The organism is Sediminispirochaeta smaragdinae DSM 11293, assembly GCF_000143985.1.
GTDB lineage: Bacteria > Spirochaetota > Spirochaetia > DSM-16054 > Sediminispirochaetaceae > Sediminispirochaeta > Sediminispirochaeta smaragdinae.
This window is the reverse complement of the sequence record NC_014364.1, coordinates 3,232,246-3,247,572: the sequence shown is the minus strand read 5'-3', so window position 1 is coordinate 3,247,572 and position 15,327 is coordinate 3,232,246. Positions and strand designations below refer to the sequence as shown.

Genomic DNA, 15,327 nt, shown 5'->3' with positions numbered 1-15,327 from the left:
GATGTCCGATGCAATTGGCGGATATTTTTGTACCATCGGGAATATCCGCCATAAAACATGGAAGAGATAGGCAAATGAAAAATAATATTATTGAGATGAAAAATGTCACCAAGGTATTTCCTGGTGTCATTGCCCTGAAAGACATGAGCCTGGAGATTGAAGAGGGAGAAATCCATGGCTTAATCGGTGAGAACGGCGCTGGAAAATCGACCCTGATAAAGACTCTTACGGGTGCCGATAGCCAGGATAAAGGCGAGATCTATTTTGATGGCAGACAAGTAAGATTTTATTCCACTATTGAGGCCATTGATGCCGGTATATCCTGTGTCTATCAAGAGTTAAATATCGTTACATTACTTTCTGTCACTGACAACATTTTTATTGGAAAGGGAGTAAGAAACAAGATCGGTTTACTGGATACCAAGGAAATGGACCGGCAGGCCGCTAAGGTGTTGCATTCATTAGGTATCGATATAGACGTTCGTACGGAGTGCGGGAAATTTGGAATTGGCATACAGCAAATGGTCGAGATTGCAAAATGTGTTTTGTTCAATGCCAAAGTCATTGTTATGGATGAGCCAACCTCTTCGTTGGGTGAGCAGGAAGTTGTCCAGCTGTTTAATACCGTACGGTTACTGAAAGATCGTGGTGTATCAATACTGTTCGTATCCCATAAGTTGGAAGAATTGTTCGACCTTTGCGATCGGGTTACCGTAATGCGAGATGGCGAACGTATTCTTACCGAAAGAATTGAAAATGTTGATAAAGATACATTAATAACTGCCATGGTAGGCAGGACCATACATAGTTACTACCCCAAGGAAGAAACTACAAAAGGTGATTTGGCATTTAAAGTTGACAAGCTCCAGTCGGCAGGAGTTTTACATGATATTTCTTTTGAAGCCTTCAGAGGGCAAGTCCTTGGTTTTGCCGGACTTGTCGGTGCCGGGAGGACCGAAACATTTCGAGCAATCTTCGGTGCTGATCCTTTGGACTCAGGGACCATTGAAATTTTAGGAGAAAAAGTCCGGATCAGACAGCCGAAAGATGCCATATACAAAGGTGTTGCATTTCTAACCGAAGATAGGAAAAGCCAGGGATTGGTCCTTTCTCAGCCTGTATGGGTCAATTTAGCACTGGCGAGTATGAAGAAAAATTCAAATGGCCCTTTTCTGGATACTACGAAAATATATGAGATTGTTGAGAAGAATATTGCTGAGCTAAAGATAAAGACCCCGACTCTTATGGAGCGGGTAGAGCAACTTTCCGGAGGAAATCAGCAAAAGGTTGTAATCGGCAAATGGATAAATACTGATGCAGAAATATATATTTTTGATGAGCCGACTCGTGGCATCGATGTCGGAGCAAAAGTTGAAGTCTACAATATTATTAATACGTTAGTTGCTGAAAATAAATGCGTCATCATTATTTCTTCTGAGTTGCCGGAAATTTTGGGAATCTGCGACCGGGTGATTGTAATGCGCGAGGGGCGGATAACTGCAGAGATCGAAAGGGATTCAAACCAATTTAATCAGGAAAGCATCATGAAAGCAGCATGGGGAGGCACTTTATGACCGAAATAGTTGACAAGAGAAGGCCGCGAAAGCGAATTAGTTTGTCTGATGTATTAATGAAGCTTGGTCCGCTTTTGGCATTATTCATTTTGGGGATTGCCATGGGAATAGCAACTCCAAAGTTTGTGAATTACTATAATTTTATGAACATCCTTAAGCAGACCTCGATTAATTTCATGATTTCCGCAGGTATGCTTGTTGTTCTGATTACCGCCGGTATAGATCTTTCGGTAGGTTCGACAACGGCGCTGGCTACTTGTATCATGGGAGTTCTGGTAAAAAGCGGAGTCCATAATGTATGTATTCTTATTGTATCGGCAATGGCCGTTGCTATTGCGGTGGGCTATATCAATGGAATACTCTTGACGAAGTTACATCTCCCTCATCCCTTTGTTTCAACATTGGGTACAAGGAGCATTGTACTTGGAGTTGCCTTATTAATAACCGATGCCACGCCAATTGGTTTTATCAATAAAGATGTTGATTCATTATTACTCCTTGGATCAAAAACAATTTTCGGTTTTCCGATTAGCTTTATTGCAGTCATAATCGTTGTTGTGATCTATCACATTTTTCTGAACAAGACCATGTTGGGCCGTCAGTTATATTGTGTCGGCGGTAATCCCGAGGCAGCACGCCTTTCCGGTATTAATTCTGATAAAGTTTTAACAATTGCATATACGATTTCCGGTGCCATGACGGGAATAGCCGGCATCATCATGGCGGGAAGAGTCTCAACGGCGAGTGCCACCGCCGGTGCGACCTTTGATATGGATTCCATTGCTTCCTGTATCATAGGCGGTGCCTCTTTTATGGGAGGCAAAGGTACGATATTTGGTGTGCTTATTGGATCGCTGCTTATCAGTACGATAAGGAATGGCCTGAACCTGTTAGGTGCACAAAATGATATTCAGTATATTGTAATTGGTGCCGTAATCATCGTTGCTGTTTTGATTGATGTAACACGAGGTCAAATGGAACAGCGTGCAAGACGGATTGCCCAAGAGAAAGTGATAGAGGAAAGATAAATGACGCATCGAGAGCGAATGGCTTTAACATTGAATCATAAGCAGCCCGATAGAACCGCTTTGGATCTTGGGGCTACCACGCAAACAGGCATGAATGCAAGTACGCTGTATAAATTGCGAGCTGCTCTTGGATTAGAGCAGCACCCCATCAAGATCATAGAGCCGTATCAGATGCTGGGTGAGATTGAGCCCGATCTTGCAGAGCTTTTGGAGGTTGATGGTTCAGGGATATATAATTATTACAATATGCTCGGATACGCAAATGATGATTGGAAGCCCTGGCAAATGCCTGATGGGACCCCTGTTCTTATGGGGGGCTCTTTTGAATATGAAACCGAAGAGGGAAGCGGAAATATCCTTGTCTTCCCGGGGAGAGACAGGCATCAGCAGCCCAGTTGTGTGATGCCCGCCGGCGGTTCTTTCTTCGATAACATAGAAAGATGCAAGAGCTATGATGAAGAACTGCTTGACGGCCGGAAGGATTTTAAGGACGATTTTACCGTTGCCGATGATATTACCGCGAAACGGTGGGAACAGGATAGTAGATTTCTTTATGAGAATACTGAGTTTTCATTAGTCGGAATTCTTGGTGGGGGCTCCTTTGGGGATGTCTCTATCATTCCAGGGCCTTCCGTGAAAGATCCGAAAGGGGTGAGAACGGTAGAAGGTTGGCTCATGGCACATGCCTTATATCCGGATTACATTCGGGAGATCTTTTCATATCAGAAAGAGGTAATGCTAAAGAACCTTGAAATCTATAAGCAGGCTGTTGGCGATCGAATCCAGACAATTTGGGTGAGTGGAACGGACTTAGGAACCCAAAACGGTACCTTTATTGCTCCATCCCAATTCAGAGAACTCTATAAGCCCTTTTTTAAAGAGGTGAATGACTGGATACATCACAATACTTCGTGGAAAATTTTTTATCATACGTGTGGATGTATAACGCCGCTATTGGATGACCTGGCGGAGATTGGCGTCGATTGTCTTAATCCTGTACAAATCTCTGCCATGGAAAATATGGGGATGACGGCGAAAAAGCTTAAAGCAGAATATGGTGATAAATTTGTATTCTGGGGTGGGGGCGTGGACACGCAACGTGTTCTGCCCTTTGGCACTCCCGATGAAGTTCGGGAGCAGACAAAAGAGCGAGTTGAAATATTTTCAAAAGGCGGCGGCTTCGTCTTTAGCACGATCCATAACGTCGTTTCAAATGTTCCGGTAGAGAACGTGATTGCCATGTATGAGACGGTCTTGGGCAAATCGTTACGATGAGGTTTCCAGCATCACCACTGGAAAACGACAGATGAGAAAGAAAGTACGTTTGTAAAAGGAAGGGCATCGGATGCAGTGTTCCCAGATACGAATGAAGGATATTGCAGAGATGGCCGGGGTCAGCGTCTCTACGGTTTCCCGTTGTTTAAATGATAGTCCACTTGTCTCTGTTCCGACAAAAAGGAAGATAATGGAACTGGCCAAGGAAGTCGGATTTGAGTTCAATGCGTCGGCAAGGGGGCTTATTACCCATAGCGTTGGAACCGTAGGGATCATCCTGCCGGATGATTTCACTAAGCTTTCCGTACAGGTGTATCACGGAATGCTGATGAATAGTTTGAGAGACAATCTGGAAGAACTGGACGTTGATCTGATAGTTGCGTATCAAAGGGATCTATACACTGGCCAAAACAGGGTAGTGAGATTGGTGAATCGGCGAAAGGTTGATGGGCTTATTATCCTGAGCGAGGGACTTGATCATGATACCGCATCCTTTTTACAGGAAAAGAAGGTGCCCTTTGTGTGTATCCATTATCCTCCTGCAGGAAGAGGAACTCCATATGATGTCGTCTATACCGATCATTATGTTGGCGGCAGGCTTGTTGCCGAGCATCTTGTTGAACGGGGAAGGAAAAGGTTTGCGTTGTTCGGGATGAGGGAAAAGCATCTTGAGTTTCGCTTAAGGGAAAAGGGTTTTATCGATTTTCTGGAGAGGGCCGGGTATCAGGTGAAGCGGTATGGCTGTGATGCAGCGTATGAGAGTGCGTATACCACGGCCAAAGAGGGGATGGAAGGGCTGAAAAGGTGTGATGCTGTTTTTGGACTCAATGATTTGATGAGCCTTGGGGTTTTGAAGGCCATGAAAGAGGAGGGCCTAAATGTTCCGGGGGATATAGCGGTTGTGGGGTATGACGACAGTGAGTATAGCCGTTACAGCGAACCGGGGTTGACATCGGTGCACCAGCCCAAAGAAGAGCTTAGCATTCTCGCGTGTCAACGGTTGTTTTTGCAGTTGGAGAGACAGAAAGAGGGAGCTAGGCCTTCGAGGGAGTTGATCGGACTTCCCCCCTCTCTCATCGTTCGGGACTCAAGCTGATTGGATACAGATGCTTATCTATTCCAAAGAGAGACAATTGCGATTGTTGAATAAGAAGCCTATCCTATAAGCATAGCAGACGTAAATATCTGATTAAGGAGAAGGATATGGCCGAGTGTGAATGTCTTCCAACGTGTAAGGTAGCGGCTGGAGCAGAGGCTGTGCCGTCCGATCTTTTCTCATCTCAAATTGAGAAGGTTTCGAAAATTTTAAAATCTCGGAAATAAATCTTATCGTTAACAATGCATGAACGAAGCAGAAGGCGATGCTTATAGGGCGCTTGGCCAATCTTCTTTTCGGTGGGAATCGTGGGCCTGTATTCCCCATTTGCGTTGTCTCCAATCCTTGCTTATAGTGAGTGTATATGCAGATACCTATAATAGGGGTAGGTAGCCGTATCATGAAACAAGTGCCCGTATACATCAATATCCTTTTATTCTGTATCTTATGTTCCGGATCTTTGTTTGCACAAAACCGACCGGTATTGCGAATTTCTGTGGAGAATACAGAGACCCATGTGCAGACCCTGTATGTTCGTCGTTTTTCCGAACTCCTCTCAGAGCGTTTGGAAGGTTCTGTCGAAGTACGTTTTTTTGATTCCGCACAGTTATTTCGCGATAGTGAAGTGGTTGGTGCCATTGCCCGGGGAGATCTGGAAATGGCGGTACCCGGCACCTGGCAGCTTAGTCGTTATGTTCCTGAGATCGGATATCTCCTGTTGCCGGATTTTTTTGGGGCGGAACGCATGGGGACGGATCGTTTTCTCGAAAGCGATATGGGGCGTGAGCTTCTTACTCGAATCGAGTACAATCTTAACGTTATTGTACCGGGTAAATGGATGGATTTGGGTGCAGCCCATATCTTTACAACCCGTAAGCAAATACAACGTTTCGACGATTTTGTCGGGTGCCGTATTCGGGTCGCTGGTGGGGTAGCGAATAAGATGCGGGTAGAGGTTTTCGGTGCCACCGGCGTTATTATTTCATGGCCGGATCTGCCTCCCCGTATTCGCGATGGAACGGTGGATGGCCTGCTTACCACTTTTGAAACGATACGAAGTGCTGCGCTTTGGAAAGACGGAATTCGATTTGCATTTCTTGATTATGAATATTTTCCTCAATATGTGCCCATCGTATCCACACATTTCTGGGGGCTTTTGACCTCGAATCAACAGCGAATTTTTCGAGAGACCTGGGATGAACTTGCTCTCCAACAGCGGGGAGCAGCAGCCCAGGCACAGACGGAAGCTATGGAGGTTGCCCAAAAAAGCGGCATTATCATTACTGTGCCTTCGGACCTGGAAATACATAAAGCGCATATGGTCTTACAGGATCATCGCTCTCAAATTATCCGTGAATTAGGAATTGATCCTGATTTCATCGAACTTGAGGATCGGTAGAGGGGCTTTGGGGTGACTATAGATGGGCGGTTTCATTTCCCTTCGATACTTACTGCCGGTATTGGAGTCATATTTGCACTTACAATAATCCTTGTGACCTTGATTTCTGCCCGTGAACGCCGTATGCAAATCGATAAACGTGCGGCCCTTGAAGCAGAGTATCAAGCAGGATTCACTGCTCAGTATATAAATGATAGTCTCGAACATGTCGATTCTTTTTTACGTGTAGCAGCCAGTATGATCGAAGAAAGCCCATCCGGGCTGGCCGTTGTGACGGATAAAACCGACCAACGCATCAGAAAGGAACTGCTTTTGACTCCTCAAGTGGAATCTATGGTTGTCCTTGATCCTGAGGCTCATGAAATCTGGCGAAGCCCTTCTGCGCAGTTCGATTCGTCTTGGTTTTCTCATATTGTAGCGGTTCATCGACAAACCGGAATCAGTTTTTCCATTATGACCCGTAAACAAGCCTCCGCGCATTATCACATCCATATCAGTCGGTCTGTGAGCGATGAAAATGGAGATATCCGTGCGATTGTCGATACGATTGTTTCTCCAGCCTCTCTGCTGCCTTCTGTTGAGGACCCCCTTCTTCATAATCCTCTCCGTATAAGCATATATACCGCAGATCGCGAAGAAATTTTGCGACAACCCGATGATTATCTGGATGTTCCGTTGCATGATTCCTGGTTAGACACTCCGGATGGAGGGACAGCCGGCAAAACCAAAATTCTGGGCGGCGTGCATGTACATATCGATAAAAAGTGGGCAGCATCCCTCTATCAGGTGGCCTCCTTTCCCTTCTATGCTATGGTAGTTATTAGTTTGGAAGATGAACTTATCTTCTGGCGTCGGCAGACGTTGCAGATCGTCGTTGTCCTTCTCGGGCTCGGCCTGCTTGCAGGCGTTTTAGGGAAGATTATGCAACAACGTGGATATGCAAAACGTATGCGGGAGCATAATGTAGCCCTAAAAGAGGTAAACCAACACTTAGTGCAGACGAATGCTGAACGGGCACTGCTGATCAAGGAGGTACATCACCGGGTAAAAAACAATCTTGCCATAATTAGCGGAATAATCAGCCTGATTATCGACCGGGGGGGGCCCTATACTGAACAAACCCTGGAAGGCCTAAGCGCTCGAATCCTTGCAATACAGAAAGTTCACGATAGGTTATATAAGAACGACGATTTTCATAGCATACCCATCCAAGAGTACCTCACTGGTCTGGCCGAGACCATTGTGGAATCATTCTGCTCCTTCCCAGTTTTTATCGATGTGCGGATTGCCCCCTTTTCGCTTTCCACAAACCAGGCGGTCCCTCTTGGAATATTTGCCACGGAGGTCATTACCAATGCGATTAAATATGGGCTTCAGCCTGGCGGCACATTGCGAATTGTGGGAGAAATCACTACTGATGGCGTAGTTATTTCCTTTGCCAATGACGGCAAGCCTTTTTCCGACGGCCCCAAGGGTTTGGGAAGTGAACTTATTTCTTCTTTGGCACAACAGCTTGGTGCAGCGCTTAATTTGGAAACTGGAAGGGAAACCTGTTATCAATTACGATTTAAGCTTTAGATGGTGATGATATGAAACCGTCTCACCCCGTTACCCCGCCCAGAATGATTGACTGGGATTGAGAAAACAAAGCCTACCTGCACAGTTATCGCAAGTCCCGACGGAATGCCGAATTGTGTTATATCAGGACTCCGTGATTTTCCTGTATTGGCTGGGCGTAATCTGAAAGGTACGTTTGAAGACTCTGTTGAAATGGGACACATCATTGAATCCCCATCGGAACGCTATATCGGTGACAGTCTGTGCAATGTGTCCCGTTTTTGCAAGGTCCTGTTGAGGTGTTAGGCCTGGATCTGCAAGATGCTGATCAATATAGGAGAGAATTCGGCCCAGCAACGCTGATAACACGGAGAAACAATACAACCTGGGGTTGAACCATAGATTCGAGGCGGTTCAGCAAATCACCAGGCAAGTGGATGAAGAGTCGGAGGATCCCGCTCTTACGCACCGAGAACACGGTATGAACGTATCGGTTTTCGTCTGGCCAAAAAGCATCTTAATCCGATCTTTCGTTCAAACTAAATTTACAAACAATTTGAGGAAGATTTTCATGAAAGGATACCAGTACCTCCTCTGGATAGCGACGATTATCGGGGTTATCATTATTAATATCATATCTTTGGAGTGTGTTATGACTGTTGAATCTGCTATTGGATTCTTTCTTGCTTTGCTTACCTGGGTGATAATTCCCGGACCTGCAATTTTTGCAATAATTAGCCATTCTCTGGCAGCGGGATTCAAATCGGCTCTGAAATTGATAACCGGTATTCTTATCGGCGATCTATTCTATATGACTCTTGCCTTGGCAGGTTTGGGCGCCATCGGAAAACTTTTTGGCAATGTGTTTTTTATTGTGAAGATAGCAGGTGCAACGTATATGATCTTTTTAGGGATTAAACTCTGGATGAAAGACTCAAAATCCAGCTACTCAGCTTCTGCCGATGAAAATCCCGCAGGCTATAAAAATTTTCTTACCGGTATCAGTATCACGCTTGGCAATCCTAAAGCTATCCTTTTTCATTTGGGCTTTTTACCTACTTTTTTTGATCTTACTGCCATCAGTATGCTGGACTCATTTTTCATTATCTTAATTTTCATGTCGGTACTCGGCAGCGCTCTTGTTGCTTATGCCTATACTGCAAGCAGAGCCGGTTTTTTCTTCAAAGGCCAGCGCAAAATTCGACTGATACATCGTACCGCAGGAACTATGCTGATCGGAACGGGGATTACTCTGGCTGTAAAAGAGTAGCTCCTGCTAAGATCTCTGAGGTTCCCCTGCCTTTGGTCTTTCGGGGCAGCAGTCAGTATCCGGTGTCAATCCCGATAATGCGGCATGATTCCGAGAGCCAAAGCATGTGGGAGAAAGTGAATCATTACTTAGTGTTCCGAATCCTGGTGGTATGCATGCCCTTTTGCTGGAAAACTACTTACTTTTCTGCCTGCACATGTTTTTTTCCATAGTTTTGCTTTCAATTGACTGCGGGAAAAAGAATTGTGTTCCCTCAATCACCAGGATTCGGAACAGTAGACAATCATTAGTTGCATGTGGCCGGACAGAAGGGCGCTTGACAACGTCTTTATTTCTATATAGAATATACAAGGTTGAGTAAGTAAAAAGGATTGTTGTGCTATGTCAACACGATTGGTGATTCTCGGGCTGCTAAAGGAGCGCCCCTTGTACGGTTATGAACTCAAAGGGATTATCGAGCGATATATGGGTGATTGGACCTCGATTGCTTTCGGATCCATTTACTTTGCCTTGAACAAACTTACTAAGGAGGGACTTGTTCGGGAGATAGCGGTTCAGAAGGAGGGGAGCCGCCCTTCACGTCGGGTTTACGAGGTAACCGAGGCTGGCAAAGATGCGTTCACGCGACTCTTGCGCGATGTGTGGTCGAAGGATGAGCGTACATTTTTCTCTTTTGACGTGGGGCTTTTCTTTCTTAGGGAACTGCCTAAAAAAGAGCGGATTGCGTACTTGCAGAATCGGATTGAATCGGCACGACGGTCTCTTACCTACCTGGATGGGCATGAGACGGAAATGCTTGCAAAGCCCATGGTACCTCCCCTCGCGTCGGCCATCTTTTCGCATTCCCGGTATCATGCCCAGGCCGAGCTTTCCTGGCTTGAGGAGCTTTTGCGGGAGATGCAGGAGGGGCTGTATGAATGATTTTTTTATACTAATATACAATCTTGTATATAAAACATTGAATAGGAGTGCGACATGCAACAGGAGAGAATCATAGAGACAAACGAAGGAATTCAAGATCGGATTACGGTAGAGGAATTTGATGTTATGCAACGTCATTTTCGGGACCGGAGAATACTGGAAACTGAAGAAATCATCAAAAGCGGCATTCGTACCGGGCTTGTGGTGGAGATTGGTCCCGGGCCGGGCTATCTCGGACTGGAATGGCTCAAGGCGACCAGCGGGACACGCCTTGTCGGGGTTGAAATAAGCCCTGTGATGATTGAGCTTGCGAAAAAAAACTGTGCTGATTATGGTTTGGGCTCCCGGGCTTCGTATTTGGAGGGGAATGCAGCATCTGTCCCGCTGGAGGACAATTCAGCGGATCATGTTTTTTCCAACGGCTCCCTTCATGAATGGGAAGATCCTGCTGCCGCACTGAATGAGATCCATCGGGTTTTAAAACCGGGGGGGATACTGTTCATAAGCGATTTGAAGCGGGACCTCAATCGCCTGCTTATGGCGTTCATGCGCTTTTTTGTCCCCGGAAAAAGGGTAAAGCAGGGGTTTGTCACCTCGGTCCGGGCTGCATATACGCAGGATGAACTTGTCGAGCTTATGCACCGTTCTCCCTTTGATGGCTTCAAAATACGAGAAACGGCTTTCGGTCTGACGATACGCGGCACAAAAGGATAGCTCTTCCCGTACAGCCTCTCTTCCGGCTGCCTGTCAAAATGGCAGCCTGGTTTCCAAGGGAAGGACGCCGGTAATAGACTGCGTCAGGGATGCGGAGAACGGCCGCAAGGCCGGTCCGAGCGCAGAGCGCGAGGACGGGAGCGATGAGCGGACTTCGGAGCAAGCCCGACCCGAGGGCCTTTGGCCCGAGGGGGACGCCCAAGAAGAGCGTCCTGGTAGGATGCGTAACACGGGCGGCCTTTTTTAGCATTCGCTTTTCGGTGCGGCGGCATGAGGCGCTATCCGCTTAAAACAGCTGTTTACCGCTTCGATCAGAATGGCCGTTCCTATGGGTAAACAGGAGTGGTCGAAGTGCATATCCGGTGAATGAAGGCCGGGTAGAAGGTCGGCGCCGAGACCGATATAGGCGGTGGGGATACCTCCGATCATGCTGTATGCATGGAAATCCTCGCTGCCCGGAGTGTGAGTAGGCGGTTCGGCCTTACCGAGAACCGTGTTGATTGCGTTCCTGCATATATCGATGAGTGAGGGATCATAGTTAGGTGCGTATCCCGGATTTTCCTCAAAGCTAAGGGTTGTGCCGAATTTGTCGGCCGCCTCTTTTGCAAGCATTTTTATTTTCTGGGTGATGCTGCTTCCAAGTTCGTTGCTCTGGGCTCGGATATCGAGGGTGACGGAACAAAATTCCGGGATGATGTTGTGCTGATTTTGATGACTGTCGACGACGGTTGCCTTTGCGGACCAATCCTCGTCGGTGTCCCATGTGAGTGTGTCGACGGCATGTATCAGCATGGCGGCAGAGGAAACGGCGTTAATACCGAGAAAGGGTCGTGCGGCATGGGCGGCCTTGCCATGAAAGTGAGCGGTGATAGGAAGTGATGCACAGTGAAGGAGCGCAGGGGTTGCCGAGCCGAGCGGCATTTCTATTTTTGGACGCAGATGGATGCCGATCATGCCGTCGATATGGGGGAGTCCGTGGGCCAAAATTCTTTTTGCACCGAGCATGCTCTCTTCGCCCGGCTGGAACAGAAGATAGAGGATTCCTTCGTCGATGTTTTGAGCGGCGAAATGCCTTCCTGCTGCAAGCACCATGGCACTATGGGCGTCATGACCGCAGGCATGAAGAAGTTGTACGCTTCCGTCTTCTTTATAAAAGCTGAGTGCATCCATGTCGGCCCGCAGGGCTATTGCTGGGCCCGGTTGCTTGCCTTCCATATGGGCAAGCAATCCTGTATCGCCTAGTTTTCGGACGGAAAAACCGATCTTCTTCAATTCCTTTTGGATAAATCTCGATGTCCGGTATTCCTGAAACGCAATTTCGGGTGTATCGTGAAGGTGTTCGAAGTCATGATAAAGTTGATGTGTATCGAAATAATATTCCATTAGGTCATCCTTTCTTTCATCCTCAATGTTATCTATACTTTAATAATATATATGATAATATCGTAACATGTCTATTTTTTATGTCAATACTAATAATATTGTAGAAAATTATAGCAAGTGATATAATTTATACAAGGAGGTCTTTACATGAATAGAAGTTTTGTATCGGCGGATTTTCTTTATGATCGTCTGGCGGAACAATTTAAGCCGGAGGTGTATACGGATGTGTTTCCAAAGGTAGGCGTTCAGTTCCATAATACGGATCGAATCGAGAAGGTGTATACGGCTACCTTTGCAGCTCCTGGGGTAATTGAAGAGATCCTCGGTCGCGACGAAAAGAATGTCATGCTTTTCTGTCATCACCCGGTGCCGCAAATGCCGAGCCTTGAGTCTGGATACGGGACTATTCCCGCTGAATTGGTGGAAAAGATGGCTGCCCAGGGAATCACGCTTTTTTCCTACCATATTCCTCTTGATGTGGCGGGCCCTTATTCCCCCGGCAACACACTGGCTCAGGCGATGCATGCCAACCCTTATGAATCATGGTATCCGCAAAATGGCGCACAGCTTGGGGCACTTTGCCAGACGGGTTTTTCAACGGTAACAGAGCTGCAGGATCGTTTTGAAACGACATTGGAACATGGGGTAAAGTGTTATCGCTATGGGAGCGAGAAGCTCAACAATGGGAAATTTGCCATCATGGCAGGTATAGCAAGAAGTACCGATGCCTATCGTTTCTTAAAAGAAAAGGGTATAAATGTGATGGTTACCGGAGTGACGGCTCAGAGTGTGGAATGGGTGGAAAAGATACATGCGGCGGCAAAGGAGCATGGAATCACTCTTTTGGGAGGGACCCATTACTCTACGGAGAGATTTGCACTAATGGCGCTTTGCCACTATTTTCGCAATCTCGGAATTGAGGCGGAATTTTTGGCGGAGAAGCCGAATATGAATGAGATATAGGCGTTTGATCGCTATTCTGGCCGGGGTGGAAGAAGCATGCTGAAATTATTGTCCAATATTCTCGTATATCGGGAGGGAAGATGGAAATCTTCTGAGATCTTGATTGCCGACCGGAGGATCGCCCGGATTGCCGAAGCGATAGTGTGCAGGTATGACGCAATGGAGCGAATCGACGGCGGCGGATGCCGGGCCGTTCCAGGCTATATCGACCAGCATGTACATATCACTGGGGGAGGCGGCGAGGGGGGCTTTTCCACTCAGGTTCCTCCGCTTGCGGCTGGTGCATTGATGCAAGCGGGAACGACCACCGTTGTAGGTCTTCTGGGAACCGACGGGACGACACGCAGCGTTGAAAGTGTGGTGGCGAAGGCAAAGGCACTAAAGGAAGAGGGCCTTTCCGCATATTGCCTCACCGGGGCATACCAGTATCCATCTCCCACGGTTACCGGAAGTGTCCGGAAGGATATCATGATGATCGATGAAGTAATCGGAGTTAAGATCGCGATCGCCGATCATCGATCTTCTGGTATCACGAAGGAGGAGCTCGTGCGACTGGCGGCCGACGCCAGACAGGCCGGGATTCTAAGCGGAAAGGCCGGGATTGTTCATCTTCATACGGGAAAAGGAGATGACGGGCTTGCTCTGCTTTTCCGGATCATCAGGGAAAGTAACATCCCGGTTGGAACCTTTCGACCGACCCATTTGGGAAACAAGCTGGAGGAGGCCCTCCGGTTCGCCTCCTTGGGTGGGTATATCGATTTTACGACGGGAGAAGAGCATGAGGGAACGGCACGTGTCGTTGCCGAGGCTTTGCACAGGGCTCCCAAGGGCCTTGTTACAATGAGTTCGGACGGGAACGGCAGCATACCTGTCTGGGATGACCGCCATGAGATGATAGGGCTTGGTGTCGGGAAGGTCGGTAATCTCCATGGTGTGGTTGAGGCGCTGGTAAAGAACGAAAACATTCCCCTGGAAGAGGCTGTTCTCCCCTGTACGGAAAACGTGGCGAAAGCCCTTTTGCTCTACCCCCGCAAGGGGTGCCTGCAGGAGGGATCTGATGCTGATATCCTGCTTCTAAATGAGGAAATGAGGCAAGATAGCCTGATTGCGGGAGGGAAGGTGGTGATGCGCCACGGAAGGCTTGTCCGTTCCCTTTAGAAGTGCGTATCTTCGATCATGGTTTTTAGGCTGTCCACTTTTTCTTTGTAGGCATCGAATCGCTCCTTATTTTCCAAGACGAAAAGAGAGGCGAGAAGGTTCACCAAAGAGGCGGGGGCGGTCATTGAGTTAAAAAAGATGGTTTGATTGGTAATGCTCGTTAAAATGACATCGGCATCTTGTCCTATGGGACATGACACACTATCTGAGAAGCATAGAACCTTGTTTCCCTCTGCATGGAGATAGCGGGCGAATTTCACCGGAGGCAGGCTGTACGGTGCATAGGAGAACAGAACAATGAGGTCATCCGGTGTGCATAATGCCAGTCTATAGAGCGTATCCGGCACGGAGAGTGAGCCCAGGCTGACGATATCCACACCGAGACGAATGAATCGTGCGGCGAAAAGATTTGCCACTGTGTTCGCAAAGTCATACGACAGCACATAGACCCGTTTTGCCTCGCTCAGCAGACGAAGCGCTGCGTGAAAATCTTTGGCGCTAATATAATTGAAGGTCTGGACCAAGGCGTTTCGTTCTGCTTCAACAATCTCGGTATGGATATCGTTGCTGCTTTTTCCCTGATGTATGGCCGTCTTTATCTTTTCATTTGGGGACATCCACATCGAAATGTAGTTTTGGAGCTCGCTCTTTAGGTCGAGAAAGCTCTTGTACCCCAGCTTTCGGGAAAAACTTAAGATGGTCGCCTCGGTGGTATTGGCATTTTGTGCCAACTGCCTGAGAGAAGAAAAACAGCTGGTGTCGGGATGCTGAAGCAGATAATCGGCAATCCTCCGTTGGGTTTTGTTGAAGGTCGGGTAGCGATTGCGAATGGTATCCAATATGTCCATAAAGCACTCCGATGTGAATATAGCAAGTAAAGAACAGTATTACATTAATTACGATTTTTCGCAATTAAGTGAGTAAAAGATTATTTATGATATAAATCAAAATAAAATTATAGTATTTACTATTTACGAGCAAAAAAACTG

At 47.0% G+C, this 15,327-nt stretch carries 14 protein-coding genes; 11 read left to right on the top strand and 3 right to left on the bottom strand.

Annotated elements, in window-relative coordinates:
* Window positions 1-8 precede the first annotated feature (8 nt).
* The 6 genes from SPIRS_RS15295 (at window position 9) to SPIRS_RS15270 (ending at window position 7,950) form a co-directional block, all read left to right on the top strand.
* Entirely contained in the window at window positions 9-1,574 is a 1,566-nt protein-coding gene (locus SPIRS_RS15295) for a sugar ABC transporter ATP-binding protein (RefSeq protein WP_013255590.1), read from the top strand.
* On the top strand, window positions 1,571-2,602 hold the full coding sequence (locus SPIRS_RS15290) for an ABC transporter permease (protein ID WP_013255589.1): 1,032 nt from the start codon (window positions 1,571-1,573) through the stop codon (window positions 2,600-2,602). The genes SPIRS_RS15295 and SPIRS_RS15290 overlap by 4 nt, the downstream gene beginning before the upstream one ends.
* Window positions 2,603-3,877 carry a uroporphyrinogen decarboxylase family protein gene (locus SPIRS_RS15285; protein WP_013255588.1) on the top strand — a complete coding sequence of 425 codons (1,275 nt, stop codon included), beginning with the start codon at window positions 2,603-2,605 and terminating at the stop codon, window positions 3,875-3,877.
* A 70-nt stretch (window positions 3,878-3,947) separates the two neighbouring features.
* A complete protein-coding gene (locus SPIRS_RS15280; RefSeq protein ID WP_013255587.1) occupies window positions 3,948-4,973 on the top strand; it encodes a LacI family DNA-binding transcriptional regulator in 1,026 nt (341 codons plus the stop codon).
* Window positions 4,974-5,337: 364 nt separating this feature from the next.
* Complete coding sequence (gene dctP / locus SPIRS_RS15275; protein WP_041866110.1) at window positions 5,338-6,372, top strand: TRAP transporter substrate-binding protein DctP; 1,035 nt, start codon at window positions 5,338-5,340, stop codon at window positions 6,370-6,372.
* 12 nt (window positions 6,373-6,384) lie between these two features.
* Window positions 6,385-7,950, top strand: a complete 1,566-nt coding sequence (locus SPIRS_RS15270) for a sensor histidine kinase (protein WP_013255585.1) — start codon at window positions 6,385-6,387, stop codon at window positions 7,948-7,950.
* Window positions 7,951-8,073: 123 nt separating this feature from the next.
* Here the strand turns inward: SPIRS_RS15270 and SPIRS_RS22900 are convergent, their stop codons facing one another.
* Window positions 8,074-8,298 (bottom strand): helix-turn-helix domain-containing protein, encoded by a 225-nt coding sequence (locus tag SPIRS_RS22900; RefSeq protein ID WP_216086391.1) that lies wholly within the window; start codon window positions 8,296-8,298, stop codon window positions 8,074-8,076.
* Window positions 8,299-8,500: 202 nt separating this feature from the next.
* Between SPIRS_RS22900 and SPIRS_RS15265 the strand changes: the two genes are divergently transcribed.
* The 3 genes from SPIRS_RS15265 to SPIRS_RS15255 all read left to right on the top strand — a co-directional run bounded on the left by SPIRS_RS15265 (window position 8,501) and on the right by SPIRS_RS15255 (window position 10,834).
* Entirely contained in the window at window positions 8,501-9,199 is a 699-nt protein-coding gene (locus tag SPIRS_RS15265; RefSeq protein ID WP_013255584.1) for a LysE family translocator, read from the top strand.
* Window positions 9,200-9,580: 381 nt separating this feature from the next.
* Window positions 9,581-10,120, top strand: a complete 540-nt coding sequence (locus SPIRS_RS15260; protein ID WP_013255583.1) for a PadR family transcriptional regulator — start codon at window positions 9,581-9,583, stop codon at window positions 10,118-10,120.
* 54 nt (window positions 10,121-10,174) lie between these two features.
* Window positions 10,175-10,834, top strand: coding sequence for a class I SAM-dependent methyltransferase (locus SPIRS_RS15255; protein ID WP_013255582.1), 660 nt, complete (start codon window positions 10,175-10,177; stop codon window positions 10,832-10,834).
* Window positions 10,835-11,077: 243 nt separating this feature from the next.
* Here SPIRS_RS15255 and SPIRS_RS15250 read toward each other — a convergent pair whose 3' ends face one another.
* On the bottom strand, window positions 11,078-12,217 hold the full coding sequence (locus SPIRS_RS15250; protein ID WP_013255581.1) for an amidohydrolase: 1,140 nt from the start codon (window positions 12,215-12,217) through the stop codon (window positions 11,078-11,080).
* Between the two features lie 147 nt (window positions 12,218-12,364).
* Between SPIRS_RS15250 and SPIRS_RS15245 the strand changes: the two genes are divergently transcribed.
* Both SPIRS_RS15245 and iadA read left to right on the top strand, forming a co-directional pair.
* Window positions 12,365-13,180, top strand: a complete 816-nt coding sequence (locus SPIRS_RS15245) for a Nif3-like dinuclear metal center hexameric protein (protein WP_013255580.1) — start codon at window positions 12,365-12,367, stop codon at window positions 13,178-13,180.
* Between the two features lie 36 nt (window positions 13,181-13,216).
* On the top strand, window positions 13,217-14,338 hold the full coding sequence (iadA, locus tag SPIRS_RS15240) for a beta-aspartyl-peptidase (protein ID WP_013255579.1): 1,122 nt from the start codon (window positions 13,217-13,219) through the stop codon (window positions 14,336-14,338).
* Here the strand turns inward: iadA and SPIRS_RS15235 are convergent.
* Complete coding sequence (locus tag SPIRS_RS15235; RefSeq protein ID WP_013255578.1) at window positions 14,335-15,186, bottom strand: MurR/RpiR family transcriptional regulator; 852 nt, start codon at window positions 15,184-15,186, stop codon at window positions 14,335-14,337. The genes iadA and SPIRS_RS15235 overlap by 4 nt on opposite strands.
* Window positions 15,187-15,327 lie beyond the last annotated feature (141 nt).

Bases quoted from the DNA above. Each gene is read 5' to 3' on its own strand.
- SPIRS_RS15295 (WP_013255590.1), top strand. From the start codon at position 9: ATGCAATTGGCGGATATTTTTGTACCATCGGGAATATCCGCCATAAAA.
- SPIRS_RS15290 (WP_013255589.1), top strand. From the start codon at position 1,571: ATGACCGAAATAGTTGACAAGAGAAGGCCGCGAAAGCGAATTAGTTTG.
- SPIRS_RS15285 (WP_013255588.1), top strand. From the start codon at position 2,603: ATGACGCATCGAGAGCGAATGGCTTTAACATTGAATCATAAGCAGCCC.
- SPIRS_RS15280 (WP_013255587.1), top strand. From the start codon at position 3,948: ATGCAGTGTTCCCAGATACGAATGAAGGATATTGCAGAGATGGCCGGG.
- dctP (WP_041866110.1), top strand. From the start codon at position 5,338: ATGCAGATACCTATAATAGGGGTAGGTAGCCGTATCATGAAACAAGTG.
- SPIRS_RS15265 (WP_013255584.1), top strand. From the start codon at position 8,501: ATGAAAGGATACCAGTACCTCCTCTGGATAGCGACGATTATCGGGGTT.
- SPIRS_RS15260 (WP_013255583.1), top strand. From the start codon at position 9,581: ATGTCAACACGATTGGTGATTCTCGGGCTGCTAAAGGAGCGCCCCTTG.
- SPIRS_RS15255 (WP_013255582.1), top strand. From the start codon at position 10,175: ATGCAACAGGAGAGAATCATAGAGACAAACGAAGGAATTCAAGATCGG.
- SPIRS_RS15250 (WP_013255581.1), bottom strand. From the start codon at position 12,217: ATGGAATATTATTTCGATACACATCAACTTTATCATGACTTCGAACAC.
- SPIRS_RS15245 (WP_013255580.1), top strand. From the start codon at position 12,365: ATGAATAGAAGTTTTGTATCGGCGGATTTTCTTTATGATCGTCTGGCG.
- iadA (WP_013255579.1), top strand. From the start codon at position 13,217: ATGCTGAAATTATTGTCCAATATTCTCGTATATCGGGAGGGAAGATGG.
- SPIRS_RS15235 (WP_013255578.1), bottom strand. From the start codon at position 15,186: ATGGACATATTGGATACCATTCGCAATCGCTACCCGACCTTCAACAAA.